The sequence below is a fragment of the Streptomyces sp. NPDC001848 genome (assembly GCF_042891915.1).
Lineage (GTDB): Bacteria > Actinomycetota > Actinomycetes > Streptomycetales > Streptomycetaceae > Streptomyces.
Window position 1 is genome coordinate 103,967 of the sequence record NZ_JBIATP010000015.1, and the last position, 14,043, is coordinate 118,009.

At 68.6% G+C, this 14,043-nt stretch carries 9 protein-coding genes; 4 read left to right on the forward strand and 5 right to left on the reverse strand.

Going from position 1 to position 14,043, the window contains the following annotated elements:
• Nucleotides 1-270 precede the first annotated feature (270 nt).
• On the forward strand, nt 271-2,043 hold the full coding sequence (locus tag ACFYZJ_RS28660) for an amino acid adenylation domain-containing protein (RefSeq protein WP_388572644.1): 1,773 nt from the start codon (nt 271-273) through the stop codon (nt 2,041-2,043).
• A gap of 84 nt (nt 2,044-2,127) precedes the next feature.
• Here the strand turns inward: ACFYZJ_RS28660 and ACFYZJ_RS28665 are convergent, their stop codons facing one another.
• The 4 genes from ACFYZJ_RS28665 to ACFYZJ_RS28680 form a co-directional block, all read right to left on the reverse strand.
• A complete protein-coding gene (locus tag ACFYZJ_RS28665) occupies nt 2,128-2,799 on the reverse strand; it encodes a serine/threonine protein kinase (protein ID WP_388572646.1) in 672 nt (223 codons plus the stop codon).
• Nucleotides 2,800-2,845: 46 nt separating this feature from the next.
• The gene (locus ACFYZJ_RS28670) at nt 2,846-4,081 is read right to left on the reverse strand and encodes a condensation domain-containing protein (protein ID WP_388572648.1); all 1,236 of its coding nucleotides are present in this window, start codon (nt 4,079-4,081) and stop codon (nt 2,846-2,848) included.
• A 240-nt stretch (nt 4,082-4,321) separates the two neighbouring features.
• Nucleotides 4,322-5,071 (reverse strand): thioesterase II family protein, encoded by a 750-nt coding sequence (locus ACFYZJ_RS28675; protein WP_388572650.1) that lies wholly within the window; start codon nt 5,069-5,071, stop codon nt 4,322-4,324.
• The gene (locus tag ACFYZJ_RS28680) at nt 5,064-7,604 is read right to left on the reverse strand and encodes a beta-ketoacyl synthase N-terminal-like domain-containing protein (protein ID WP_388572651.1); all 2,541 of its coding nucleotides are present in this window, start codon (nt 7,602-7,604) and stop codon (nt 5,064-5,066) included. Before ACFYZJ_RS28680 ends, ACFYZJ_RS28675 begins: the two co-directional genes overlap by 8 nt.
• 312 nt (nt 7,605-7,916) lie before the next feature.
• Here ACFYZJ_RS28680 and ACFYZJ_RS28685 point away from each other — a divergent pair, with 312 nt between their 5' ends.
• The 3 genes from ACFYZJ_RS28685 to ACFYZJ_RS28695 are packed head-to-tail and all read left to right on the forward strand — an operon-like array spanning nt 7,917 to nt 12,211.
• The gene (locus tag ACFYZJ_RS28685) at nt 7,917-8,621 is read left to right on the forward strand and encodes a thioesterase II family protein (RefSeq protein ID WP_388572859.1); all 705 of its coding nucleotides are present in this window, start codon (nt 7,917-7,919) and stop codon (nt 8,619-8,621) included.
• Nucleotides 8,618-9,442 (forward strand): SDR family oxidoreductase, encoded by an 825-nt coding sequence (locus tag ACFYZJ_RS28690; RefSeq protein ID WP_388572653.1) that lies wholly within the window; start codon nt 8,618-8,620, stop codon nt 9,440-9,442. The genes ACFYZJ_RS28685 and ACFYZJ_RS28690 overlap by 4 nt, the downstream gene beginning before the upstream one ends.
• A gap of 15 nt (nt 9,443-9,457) precedes the next feature.
• The gene (locus ACFYZJ_RS28695; protein WP_388572655.1) at nt 9,458-12,211 is read left to right on the forward strand and encodes an amino acid adenylation domain-containing protein; all 2,754 of its coding nucleotides are present in this window, start codon (nt 9,458-9,460) and stop codon (nt 12,209-12,211) included.
• 99 nt (nt 12,212-12,310) lie between these two features.
• On the opposite strand, the gene ACFYZJ_RS28700 is transcribed toward ACFYZJ_RS28695, so the two are convergent.
• Entirely contained in the window at nt 12,311-13,492 is a 1,182-nt protein-coding gene (locus ACFYZJ_RS28700; protein ID WP_388572657.1) for an MFS transporter, read from the reverse strand.
• Between the last annotated feature and the right edge of the window lie 551 nt (nt 13,493-14,043).

The window sequence follows — 14,043 nt, forward strand, 5'->3', positions numbered from 1 at the left end:
GGCGTGAGAGACCTGCGCAGATGCTCTGTTCACAGGCCGGTCTGCAAGCGCACGCGGCCCCGCACGGAGATCCCGGCCGCGGTGCGTCCATGCGGTCATCTGAGGCATTTCCCCATCCTTTTTATGCTACAGCCCGGGCTCGGGCGGGACATCGTTCTGTGCGATACGCGGCTGCTTGTCGACCGCCCCTGACGTTCGACAGGATGACTCGGTCCCCGGACTGTGGTCGGATCGAACCTCGGTGAGTGCTCCACCCGCGGGGGGATGAGGATGTCGGACGACGGCTTGTTGCACACCAGGGTTTTCGATGCGGCGCAGGCGGCCACGGCCTGGCTTGACAGTGCCGGACGGCCGCTGAGCTACCAGGAGTTGATCGAGCGGTCGGGACGGCTTGCGAGGCGTCTGGTCGAGGCGGGAGCCGGCCCTGGCGAGCGGGTCGCGCTCTTCCTGGAGCGCGGGGCCGACATGGCGATCGCCATGCTCGGTGTGCTGCGGGCGGGTGCGGCGTTCGTGCCGCTCGGTCTGCAGGAACCCGCCCCTCGGCTGGCACGGATCCTCGCGGACTGCGCACCGGCCGTAGCGCTGGTGCACGACGCGACGGCGGCCCAGTTCCGGCACGACCGTGTCCGCACACTCGGTGTGGACGGGAACGGGGAAGGCGAAAGTGAGGCGCCCACCGTCGGCACCCCGGACGATCCCGCGTACGTCATCTACACCTCCGGATCGTCCGGCACGCCCAAGGGCGTGGTCGTCGAGCACCGTAACCTCACGCCCCACCTGGACTGGCTCGCCGAACGACTACCGCTCGGGCCGGGCGACCGGCTGTTGCAGGTGGCGCCTTACACGTTCGACGCCTCGCTGACCGACTTCTTCTGGCCACTCGGTGCGGGCGCCACGGTGGTCTCACTCGCCGAGGGCGATCATCTGGACCCGCTCGCCATCGCCACCGCACTCGTCGAGCACGAGATCACCGCGGTCCGGCTCCCCCCGGCGATACTGCCGTTGCTGCTCGATGAGCCGGAATTCCGGAAGGCCACTGGCCTGCGGTACCTGATCAGCGGTGGGGACCGGCTGCCAACCTCGGTGGCACGCCGAATCACCGAACTACTGCCCGGGGTACGGCTGTTCAACCGGTACGGACCGACCGAAACGGCCGTGGCGGTCACCTACCACGAGTTCGATGCCGGCACGGACACCGGGCCGGATGTGCCGATCGGCCTCGGCGTCACCGGGGCCGAGCTGCATATCTCGCCGGACGAGGAGTTGCTGATCGGCGGCGCCTGCGTAGCGCGTGGCTACCTCGGCGATGCCACGCTCACGGCGGAGCGTTTCGTCCGGTTGCCGAACCAGGGCCGAGTATTCCGGTCCGGAGACCGTGTCCGGATGACCGCTTCGGGCGTGTTGGAGTTCCTCGGCAGGGATGACGACCAGGTTCAGATCAACGGACACCGGGTGGAGATCGGGGAGGTCCAGTCCGCTCTGCGCACGCATCCGGACGTCGAGGACTGTGTGATCCTGCCCCAGGACCAGACACTCGCCGGGTACGTGGTGGCCACGCTGAACCGGCGGTCGACCGATGAGATCCTCGACTACCTGCGGGACAGGCTGCCGGGCCACATGGTGCCCAACGTGATCACGTTCGTGGACCGGTTGCCGATGACCGACCGGGGCAAAGTAGATCTCGCGGCCTTGCGCGCCACGCACGCCACAAGCACGGTGCGCACCACGAACAGCCCGGCACCCTCCGGGAACCCGGTGCGGGAGGTGGTTCGACGGGTGTGGTCCCAAGTTCTCGGCGGCATCGAACTGGGGGACCACGATGACTTCTTCAAGCGCGGCGGACACTCGTTGCTCGCGGTGAACGCGGTCGGCCGGATCCGCGCGGAGCTGGGCCACCGTATACCGGTGCGGATCATATTCGAGAAGACGACCCTGGATGAGTTCGCCAAGGCGGTCACGGAGATCGTCGGCTCCGCCGAGGCGGTGTCGCCGGCATCTGTGGCCTGTGGCGCTGACGGCGGTGGTGTCCCTGTAGGAGAGTGAGCCCGCCGGGATACGTCTTCACGGCGTATGAACCCCGGGTTCACACGCCGTGAAGACGGTGCGACCCGGGGCGGTTTCCCGAGATCACTCATTTCCACCGGGATGGGCAGCCGGAACGCCTTCTCCCGGAACAGGCCCGGGAAGGAGACCGAGATGCTCGGGGCGCACCAGGTCGAACTTCAACGCCAGCGTCACCAGCGTGGCTCGCTTCCACGCCCGGGTCATCCCGCGCGGGGCCACAATCCCGAGTTTCGTGGCCAGGTAGTCGATGTGATAGTTGACCGCCGAGCGGCCGAGCGGCCGGTCGGAGGCGGACAACCGGGCCGAGACCTGCGCCGGGGTCGGTATCGCCGCCACACCACAGTCCCGCAATCTCGGCTCGCACAGGCAGACCAGCACCTGGAAATACCGGCTTTCCTCGTCCAGCAACGGAATCCCGGCGTCACCCGGCCCGGCGGTGGGCCGGCGTTCCGGGGCGTAGACGGTGAAGCTGTTGTCCCCGGCACCCACGGTCAGTGTCACCCGGCTCAGCTCGAAGGGAATCGGCACCCCGGCCCTGCCCGCCCGCACCTTCACGTACTCCCCCGCCCCCTCCAGGTTGTCCACGCAGTAGGTGCCCGCCGTGCCGCAGTTCGACATCAGCCAGTAGTCGCCGAACGCGTGGATCCGGCCCGCGGTCAGCGCCTGGTCGGTACCGACGGTGATCTCCCCGCCCCGCCAGCCGAACAACACGCTCTCGCCGTTGGGTAACTCCACCGGTGACCGCCCGTCAAGGCAGATCAACAGTGACCGGGCGGTGGGTTCAGCCCTCGACATGGCCGGCGTCCACAAAGGATGCACGGAGTACGTCGGCGATTCCGGTCGCGGCGGCACCAGGCACGATCGTGGGATCGTGATCGATGCGCAGCGACAACTCCCCCCGGTCATGGACGGCCGTGACGATCACCGGTTCCTCCATCCTGTTGCCCGGCGGATACCTGAACCGGGCGGGCACGCCGTCCAGCACCGGCGCCGGGCGGCGCGTGCGATCGATGAGGGTCAACACGAGATCGAGGTGGCCGGTCCAGGACGCATGACACGCCCTGGCGGCCCGGACGACTTCGTCGAACGGGGTGTCCACGAATTCCAGATCGTCCCACCAGCTCTCGCGAACGCCGTCGCCCTGCGGGTTGGCCAGCACCGTGTTGATGAAGCAGCCGACCACACCCGCCTCATCGTGGCCTCCCCAGGTATAGGCGACCGGCGCGGTTCCCGGTGTCCGGGCCAACGCCGTATGGCAGGCGGCCAGCAGCACCGGGAACGGCCGATCCGTGGCCGATCCCGGCAGCGCGACGCGTTGCCAGGCCGAGGAGACCCGCCCGCCCGGTTCGCCCGCGTCCCTGCCCCACAGACCGGGCCCCGCGTCACGCACCCGGGACGTCCAGTGCGCCAACGCCTCCGGCCCGCTCGCCGCGTGTTCCTTTTCCAGCTGCCGCTCCACCACTTCCCGGTAGCGGCGCAGTTCGGCGGCGGCCAGGGAGTCCGGCTCCCGCACCCCGCTCTGATAGCCGGACATCAGGTCGTCCAGCACCAGGCCGGTGGACTCGCCGTCACAGACCAGGTGGTCGAACCCGATGGCCAGCAGATCCCGGCGATCGTCCCTGGCCAGAAGCACCCGGAGCGAACCACGCCCGGCGGGCCAGTCATCCAAGGCGGCCCATACGGCGGCGTCGTCCGAGGCCACGATTTCCCGCACGATCGGCCCCGAAGGAACTGGACCTATCCGCAGTACCGGCACCCCGCCGACCGTGTCCGCCGCCCCGCGCAGCGCCGGATGGCGCAGCAGGACCGACCGCGTTGCCTGTTCCAGCCGGTGAGTCGACAACAGGCCGGGCGGGAATTCCAGAAAGACCGGCAGGATCCTGACCCGGTCGTGTGGATCGGCGGACCTGGTGTGGTGGAACCTCCGCTGCGCGCCGGTCAGTGGCATCAGCTCGTCGGCTCCGTTGTGGACGTTCGAGTAATGCTTGAGATAGGTCCCGGTGATACTCCGATGCACGGCTGATCTCCACTGTGTGTTCTTCCCACGTCGGGTCATCCACCCGCGTGGGTGGGCGGCCAACGTCCCTACCGGGAGCGATCCAGCGAGGGCAGGCCTGACGGCCAGCCCTCGCTGGATCGCGGTGGATATCCCTCACTGACGTGATCACTGCGGGAACGATGGCCGCTCAAGGGGAACGATGGCCACTCAGGGTCGACTCCAAGCGGCACACAGCCGCCCCGACGACCCCTACGCCTTTCATCTGCTCATATCTCGTTCGGCTCGGATCAGATCGGCGCGTACCGTGTCGCCGAGCAGCCTGCCCAGGCCATCGAGGTCCTCCCGGGTGTGAAAGTGACCTCCCGGCCGCTCGCACGACTCGAAAGCTCCGTCGGTGTGTTCCCGCCATCCCGTCATCAACGCCCCGCCCCTCGACTCCTCGGCACCGGCGATGGCGGTAATGGGGCAACCCAGCCGGGGGCCGGGCACGTGCTCATAGGTCTCCAGTACCTGGAGATCCGCGCGATAGCAGGCCAGTGCGGCGGAGAGCAGGTCCTTGTCGGATCTGGCCGTTGCGGGCAGCGGGCCCCACCGTCGTTCGATCTCGGCATGCAGCGCGGAATCGTCCAGCAGGTGCAGCGGCTGGGCCCGCCCGGGCAGTGGCGGAGGCTCGCACGATGAGACGAAAAGCCGTAACGGCCTTTGCCTCAGGGCCCTGGCCACCTCGAACGCAACGAGCGCGCCAAGGCTATGGCCGAAAAGGGCGAACGGTGGGGTGAACCGCACCCGCGTGAGGATCTCGCGTACCAACTCCGGCATCGCGGTGAACGCCTTCGCCCCGAGATTGTGTGCCCTGCCCGGTGGTTGGACGGCCACCAGTCGCAAGCCAGGCGTGTGCGCCGCCCACCGCGCGTACTCCCCCGCCGAACCACCCGCGTGCGGAAAGCAGTACAGGGTGGCCACCGCGGTTTCCGGTACCGGGGGCTCGATCACCCGTAATTCAGTCATGACGTACCGCCGAGTCGCGCATCCGCTCTTCGATCAGCGCGGTGAACTCCCGTACCGATGGCGCGAGATACATCGACCGCACCTCCAGTTCCACCGGCAGCAACTGCTCGAGCCTGCCCACCAGCTCGGTCGCGACCAGCGAGTCCCCGCCGAGATCGAAGAAGCTCTCCTCCGGGTCGACGTCTGGCAGGCCGAGCATTTCGGTGAACAGCATGGACACCGTCTGTTCCGTGTCCAGCCCGGCCTCCGGAGTGGACGATGGCGGCTGTGCGGACGATGGCGGCTGTGCGGTGGGCCCCGCCTCCAGCAGATAGCGCTGCCGCTGGAAGGGATAGCCGGGCAAGGGCACCCTTCTCGCCTGTCCCGTGTGGGCTGCCGCCCAGTTGATCGGCAGGCCGGCGAGCCATAGCTCACCGAGTGCTGCCAGTGGGTCGGTGACCGTGATCGCGATGTGCTCCGGCGTCCACTGTGGATGCTCCCGCAGCCGCGCGGACAACTGGGAGTCGCCGATCTCCAGGAACAGCCTGCCCGGAGTCTCCAGAGCGGACCGGATCTCGGCGTCGTCACAGTCCGGCTGCAGGGTGAGGTCCGGATTCAGACCGAGGGCCTTCCAACGCCGCACCACCTCCACGTCGACCGTCTCCGGCACCAGCAAGGCCACGGCTCGCCCGTCCCTGGCGTGGTCACCGGTGACCAGCCGCTCCGGCGCATCCCCGCTGAGCACCCGCAGTGCGTCCTGCCGATCACGGACGACCGCGTACCGGCGGTACCCGTGCAGCCGCCTGCCGACCTGCAGGGTCCACGCCACGTCCCGCAGTTCGAGCTCGGGATGTTCGGCCAGCCGGCCGGCGAGCCGCGACGTCAGCTCGTCAAGGGCGGCCGGGGTGTGCGCGGACAACACCAGCACCTGGTCATCCGCGGTCTCCGCCCTCGGCAGCGGTGACGGCGGCTGCTCCAGCACCACGTGCGCGTTGCCACCGCCGAGCCCGCGCGCGGTGACACCGGCCCGGCGCGGTATCCCGGTGGGCGCCCACGGCGTGGGCTCGGTCACCACGGCGAACGGGCCCGCCGCGAAGTCGATGTCCGGGTTCGGCTCGGAGTAGTGCAGGCTCGGTGGGATGATCCCGCGTTCCACGGCGAGCACCGTCTTGATGAACCCGGCGATACCGGCGGCGGCATCGGTGTGCCCGATGTTGCCCTTCACCGAGCCGAGCAAGCACGGCTGCTCGCGTGGCTTCCCGTCGGCGAACGCCTGGTTCAGCCCGGCGACCTCGATCGGATCTCCCACCCGGGTGCCGGTGCCGTGTGCCTCGACGTAGGTGATGGACGAGGGCGTGACGCCGGCGGCGCTCTGGGCGGCCCTGACCACCTCGACCTGCCCTCTCACTCCCGGCGCGGTGAACCCCGCACGGTCCCTGCCGTCATTGTTCACTGCGGAACCACGCAGCACGGCATGGATGTGGTCGCCATCGGCGATGGCCTCGGACAGCCGCTTCAGCACGGTGATCCCGCATCCCTGACCACCGATCACCCCATCCGCGGCCGCGTCGAACGGGCGGCACGTGCCGCTGGGCGAGGTGATTCCGCCGACCCGGTAATTGTCCAGCTTGGCGGGCAGCCGTACCGAAGTGCCGCCGGCCAGTGCGATATCGCATTCACCGGCGAGCAGTGCCCGCGCGGCGAAATGCACGGCGTACAGCGAGGTCGCGCACGCCGCCTGCACATTGGCGGTCGGTCCCCGCAGACCCAGCTTGTAGGCGACGCGACTGGCCAGATAGTCGCTGGTGGTGCCGGTCAGGATGTCCCAGCTGGTGATCGAGCCATCTTCCTGTTGCCTGGCCCGCAGGGTCTCCGTGTAGGTGGACAGGCTGCACCCGGCGTAGATGCCGATCAGGCCGGGGAATCGGTCCGGGTCGTAGCCGGCGCCCTCGATCGCCTCGACCGCGCACTCCAGCAGGATCCGATGCTGGGGATCGATGAGCAGGGCCTCACGCGGGGTGTAGCCGAAATAACCCGCGTCGAACCATTCCGGTGCCTGAAGCAATCCATACGCGGGCACTTGTTCCCGCGTGCTGCCGCCGGGACCGGCGATGCTTTTCGGGGGGAGACGGCTGACACTGTCCACGCCGGACACGAGATTGTCCCAGAACTGGTCGACGTCCACCGCGTCCGGGAAACGGCAAGCCAGTCCGATGACGGCGATATCCGTATCACGCTGACCGGCTGCTGAATCCACGGAATCCGAACTTCCCACCGTTTCCCGCGGAAGTGTAGCCGGTTCCTGCTCCTGTGTCGATCCGTCAATAAAAGCGGCGCATGACCGGATCGTGGAGTGGATGAACAGTTCGGGCAAGGTCGGCCGGATACCGATACGCTGTGCGATCTGCTCGCGCACCAGCTGCATGAGCATTGAGTACCCGCCAACTTCGAAGAAGTTGTCGAGCACGTCGACCTCGTCGAGTTCGAGCACGTCACACCAGATTTCGGCGAGTATCCGCTCCGTCTGGGTGACCGGGGGCCGGCGGGTGCTCACCGCATCACATCCCGACGTCGCCCGCTTCCCTGATCAGCGGATATCGCCCAATATAAAGAAACCATCACATCACCCCGTCCGATAAACCCCAGCGGCTTTCCCGAACATCAACGCGAGCCACCGTACCCTCGTCGGTGGAACCTTAAACCTCACATTCCATATCACGCCAATCTTGGCTCACATTCACGCCAGTACGGCCACCCGTTATTCACGACCTTTACAGCTGATCATTCACCGAGTTACGCTCCGAAGTGGCACTGGGAACTGGGATTGTCGGGACACGTCGCGAATGACGAGGAAAGATGGGGGCCCATGGGTGCACAGCAGCCCTTTCTCGCCTGTCTGCCTTTTGCGGGCAGCGGTGCCGGTTTCTTCCGAGAATGGGAAAAGTTAGGCATATCGGAAGTCACCGTGCTTCCGGTCCAGCTGCCGGGGCGCGAGGAGCGATTCACGGATGACCCGTTCACCGACGTCGCCGACGCCGTCGCCGAACTGACGCCGAAGATCCTGGCCGACGCCGGCGAACGAGCGGCCATCGCGTTGTTCGGGCACAGCCTCGGCGCGGTGCTCGCCTACGAGATCGCCAGGGAACTCGAGCGGATCGGTCACCCTGGACTGTGTCACCTGTTCGTCAGTGGATCACCGGGGCCGCACCACGGACGGGCCGAACGAGCCACCGGCCTGGCCGACGAGGAGTTCCTGGCCGGGGTACAGCGGTTCGCCGGTTACCGGCATGCGGCCTTCGACGACCCCGAACTGGTCGAGGTCCTGCTCCCGGTGCTCCGCGCCGACGTGGAGATGCACGAGAACTACCGGGCGACCGGCACCGAGCCGCTCTCGGTGCCGGTCACCGCCCTGCGCGGCGATCGGGACGAACTCGTCTCCCGTGAGCAGGCCGAACAGTGGGCCGAGGTGACGCGGGGTCCGTTCGCCTACCGAGAGCTTCCCGGCGGCCATATGTATCTGGTCGATGAGCCGGAACGGGTGCTGCGCCTGATGGCCGAGAGTTCGGCATGAGGCTGGCCGGCAAGACCGTGATCATCACCGGCGCGGCCCGCGGCCTTGGCCGTGCCTGCGCGCTCAGGTTCGCCGACGAGGGAGCCGACCTGCTCCTGCTGGACATCACGCGCGATCTCGCCGACGTACCTTATCCGCTCGGATCATCCGGTCAGCTGGAACACACCGCGACCCTGTGTGAACGCGCGGGCGCCGCGACCGTGATCGCCGCCGTCGACGTGCGAGACGCCCGGCAGTGCGCGCTGGCGGTCGACCAGGCGCTGGACCGGTTCGGCACGGTGGACGCGCTGGTCAACAACGCCGGGATCGCCTCGCCCTCCGGGAAGATCGCCCATGACATCACCGAGCGGGAGTGGTCGCTCATGCTGGACATCGACCTCTCCGGTGCCTGGCGGATGATGAAGGCGGTCGCGCCGGTGATGGTCCAACGCAGATCCGGCAGCATCATCAACGTGTCCTCGACCGCGGGCACGGTCGGATACCGGCATTTCGCGAGCTACGTCGCGGCCAAGCACGGGTTGATCGGACTGACCAAGGCCGCGGCCTTGGACTACGCCCCGATGCAGGTGCGGGTGAACGCGTTGTGCCCCGGGTCGGTCCGGGACGATCCGGTGCTGGAGGGCCGGATGCTCGCCGAGATCGCCCGATCGCTGGAGGTCCCGGTCGCCGAGCACGAGCGGATCTTCGTCCGGGACCAGCCGATGAACGCGTTGATCGAGCCGTCCGACATCGCGAGCGCGGCGCTGTGGCTCGCGGCGGACGAGTCCCGCCAGGTCACCGGCAGCGTGCTGACCGTGGACGGCGGCTTCACCTCCCGATGACCAGGAGACACACCCGTGACGACTTCGACGATCGATGATCCCGCCGCCGGATGCCACAGCCTCGTGCTGCGGCTCCCCGGCACGGCGGATGCGGAGCGCCTGCTGTCCGGGGCGATGCCCGATCCGCTCCAGGTCTGGCAGACCGCGGTGCCGGTCGGCGCGGACGAGCCGATGGCCGAGGACCGGAGGCGCGCCGAGTCCCTGCGGCCGATTCATCGGGATGGTCCTCCCTTACGAGTCGTGGCCCTGCGGTACGCCGACGGGACCGTGGACCTGGTACTGGTGGCCGTCCGCGCGGTGATCCCACCGGCCGCACTGCGGCCAATCGCCCGGCTGCTGCTGGACGGACGCGGCGAGGGCGTGCCGCGCCGGGCCGCCGCCGCCCGGCCGGGCTTCGTGCATCGCGGCGGCCTCGAGTGGGGCCTGGGCGATCCGGAGCTGCGCGGGGTCGTCGGCAGTGCGCGGATCGATCTCACGGCCCTCGGCGGGCAAGCCGAACGGCTCTTCCTTCCCGCGATCGCACTGGCCGTGAGCCGATACGGAGGCGGGAATCGAGCGGAGCTGGGTGTCCTGGACCTGGACGACGACACGGGCGAACAGATCCGCGTTCACTCGGTGGACGAACACCCGGAGTGCTCGACCGCGGACTTCCTCCGCCGGTTCGACCAGGCGCCCGTCACGCCGCAGGAGCCGCCGTCGGTCGGGGTCATCCTGAGCCCGGCCTTCGAGGAGGGCAGCTACACGGCTTGTCTGACGCCGATCTTCCCGCTCACCATCCAGCTGGATCGGGGCTCGTCACACGCGATCTGCCGGTTCGACCGGGGCATCGTGGACGCTTCCATCGCGCAGCGGTTCTGCGCGCACGTGGCGCACCTGGCCGGGCAGTTGGCGGACGGCGCAGCGGATCGGCCACTGTCCGAGCTGGAACTGTTGCCGCGCGCCGAACGGGCGGCGCTCCTCCGGGCGGGCGGAGCGGGTACCGCTCCGCCCGTGCGGGGGCGGATCGATCGCGCCTTCGAGGAGGTGGCCGCCAAGCAGCCGGAAGCCGTGGCGTTGCTGGCCGGCGATGAGCGGTTGACCTACCGGCAACTGGACGATCGAGCGGACGCGGTGGCGGCAGGCCTGTGTGCGCTGGACATCGCGCCGGGCAGCCGGATCGGTGTCTGCCTGGAACGGGACGCCGATCTGGTGGTCACCCTGCTGGGCGTGCTCAAGGCGGGCTGTGCGTACGTGCCGATGGATCCGCGCTATCCGGCGCAGCGCCTGCGCTTCACCGCGGAGAACGCGGGGATGCCCGCCATCATCACGACCGCACCGGAGTTTCCCCCGGTTCCCGGGGTTCGGCTGCTGACCCCCTCCGCACTGACGGAGCTGGGGGCAGGTCAGGCGATGGCCGGTGCACGTCCTTCCGACGGGGGCGACGACCCCGCCTACGTGATCTACACATCCGGTTCCACCGGCACGCCCAAGGGCGTGGTCGTGCCACATCGCAACGTGCTGGCATTGTTGCAGGCCACCGCCGAGGATTTCGCCCTTGGCCGGGACGACACCTGGACGCTGTTCCATTCCAGCGCCTTCGATTTCTCCGTATGGGAGATCTGGGGTTGCCTGCTCACCGGCGGTCGCCTCGTCGTGGTCCCCTATTGGACCACCCGCGATACCGAGGAGTTCTACACCCTGCTGGCCGAGCGACGCGTCACGGTGCTGAACCAGACGCCGTCGGCGTTCGCGCAACTCGTCCACCACGATCAGCGCGTCCGCGGGGACCTGGCCCTTCGATTGATCATCTTTGGCGGCGAACCACTCGACGTGCGGATGCTGGCTCCCTGGTTCGCCCGGCACCCGGCCACCGATTGCCGGGTGGTCAACATGTTCGGCATCACCGAGACCACCGTGCACGTGACCGCCCAGGCGGTGACCCCGCAGGAGGTCGTGGCGGGCTCGCGGTCGGTCGGCCGTCCGCTGCCGGGGTGGTCGGTGTCCATCCGGGACGAACGGGGGCGAGTCCTTCCGCCCGGCCCCTCAGGTGAGATCTACGTGGGCGGCGCGGGGGTGGCCGGCCATTACCTCGGCCGGCCGGAGCTGACCGAGCAGCGGTTCCTCCTCGATGAGCTCACCGGTGAACGGATCTATCGCAGCGGCGACAAGGGGCGGCTGCACCCCGACGGGCGTCTTGATCACCTTGGCCGGCTGGACAACCAGGTCAAGGTGCGCGGGCACCGCATCGAATTGGATGAGATCCGCACGGTGCTGCTGGGTGCACCCCAGGTGACCGCCGCGGTGGTCGTGGTCAACCGGGAGCAGCCGGATGATCCGGCGAGCAGCCGGATCGACGCCTACGTCGTCCTCGAGGCGGCCGCGGACTCCGCACAGGTGCTCGCGCATGCCAAGGCGATGCTTCCCGACTACATGATGCCCGCGACGATCACCGAGGTCGCCGAGATTCCGCTGACGATCAATGGGAAGCCGGACACCTCCAGGCTGCCGGATCCACGTACCGGGTCGGCCGACGCACCCGACGCCCAGGAGCCCGCATCCAGCGGAATCGCCGATGACATCCTGAGCATCTGGAGCAAGCTGCTGAACACCCGGGTGAGCCTGCAGGACAATTTCTTCACCCTGGGCGGAAACTCGTTGCTGGTCGTCCGGGTCCTCGCCGAGATGCGGGAACGCAACCTGCCGAAGGTGTCACCGAAGCAGTTCTACGGTCATTCGACCGCGGCGCAGTTCGTCGAGCTCGTCCGGCGGCTCAGCGAGGCCGACCGGTGACGTCGGGCGCCGGGCCCGATCACCTCTGGTCGGTCGAATCGGTTCCGGTGCCGGGCGTGGCTTCACGACGCGCCGAGTACAGCCCGTCATCGGGGGTTGTCAGCCGACCCGGGCCACGCGGGCCGCGGCCACGGCCACCAGCAGTCCCAGACCGATACAGGCTGCGCAGACGAGGAACATCGCCTGATATCCGGTGGCCTGGGCAACCAGCCCGAGGGAGCTACTGCCGGCGGCGAGGCCCACGGTGAAGCAGGCCCCGAAGGTCGACAGCGCCGTGGCGCGCCGGCGTTCGCTGACCGAGCGCACCACGAACAGTCCCAGCACCGGGTAGATCTGCCACATGCCCACACCGATGAGTACGCCGCCGATCACACCCACCCCGAGACCGTCCGACACCCCGATGAGCGCTACCCCCAGAGCCTCGACGAGGAAGAGGCCGGCGAGCGCCACTGGTCGCGTGGCCTCCCAACGGATCCAGGTGCCCGCTATGCGCAACAGCACCACGGTCAGGGAATACGCGGTGACCACGACTGCTCCTCCGGCGATACCGAGGGCGTCGAACTTCGCGACCGCGAAACTGGAGACAGCCGCGAAGCCGAACGCGGTGAAGACCAGCGCGACGCTGGGCAGCACGGTGCCGAGCAGTGCCCGGCCCTGCGCGATGCCGGTCCGCTCCGTCTTCGGGGAGAAGCGCACCTCGGGTACGCACAGGGCGATGGGGATGACGAGCAGGGCGATCAGCCCGGCGATCACGAACGTGTTCGCCGTGCCCACCAGGTGATCGGTCAATGTACCCAGCGGAGCGCCCAAGCCGATGGCCACATAGTTGACGGTGCCGCCCAGTCCCAGCGCCCAGCTCTGCCGATCCTTGGCGACCAGCTGCACCGGCCAGACCCCGGTCGCGGCCAGCATCACGCCCATGCCGACGCCCACCAGCATGCGCAGGCCGATGAGCGCGGCGATCGATCCAGCGAGCGGATAGCAGGCGGTGGCGAGGGTGGTCAGCACCGCTCCGCCGATGGTCAGGGCCCGGGCGCCGAGGCGGTTCATCAGCGCGCCCGACACCGGGCGGGACAGCAGCGCGGTCAGCGCGTAACCGCCGACGACCGCGCCGACCTCCGCCGGGCCGCCGTGCAGCCGGCCTGTGACGTAGCCGGGCAGGATCGGGATGGTCAAAGCGAACGGCATGTAGCCGATCCCACTCGCCAGCGAGATCAACAGCGCGTGCCGCATGGATCGCTTGTCGGTGGTTTCGACCGCAGGCTCCAACTCGGTCCGCACGGATTCACTCCCCCATGTCCGGGAATGAACCTGGGCGGGATAACGCGCTCAGAGCTTGTGATCTCCCTAACTCCACGATCAGCGAGCCGGATCGACTTCTCCGACTCGCCGGATTCCACCCGTTCAAGGCGTCGCTCCCAGCCCGGACGGCGCACGTCCACCTTCCACGCCGACAACCCGCCTGAAGCCGTTCACCCAGCGTCGCCCCCACCCGCTCATTCACCGTGCCGTTATCCGGCCGCTGCGTCTCGACCTTCTCCAACGCACCCGTCTCCGGGGCACGCGACAACCTACCGCAAGAGTCCACACCAACGGCCGATCATCACCCTGCCCAGCGTTGACACTCGGCCGCGGTCCAGGGCCCGGTGGGACACCGTTGGGGCGGTGGTCCCGTGGTCGGCAGCCGCGGGAGCGAGTGACGGGATCGGCGCCGCGGACGCTGAAGAAGTGGTACGGCAGCGGTGACCGCCGGGGGTCGTGGTCGGCGGAAGGAACTGGCCACCGCCCGCCCCTACTCGCCGGTAGGGCGTGGGGTGCGGTAATCGCGCCGT

Coding starts and splice junctions, on each gene's coding strand:
- ACFYZJ_RS28660 (WP_388572644.1), top strand. CDS start 271: ATGTCGGACGACGGCTTGTTGCACACCAGGGTTTTCGATGCGGCGCAG.
- ACFYZJ_RS28675 (WP_388572650.1), bottom strand. CDS start 5,071: ATGACTGAATTACGGGTGATCGAGCCCCCGGTACCGGAAACCGCGGTG.
- ACFYZJ_RS28685 (WP_388572859.1), top strand. CDS start 7,917: ATGGGTGCACAGCAGCCCTTTCTCGCCTGTCTGCCTTTTGCGGGCAGC.
- ACFYZJ_RS28690 (WP_388572653.1), top strand. CDS start 8,618: ATGAGGCTGGCCGGCAAGACCGTGATCATCACCGGCGCGGCCCGCGGC.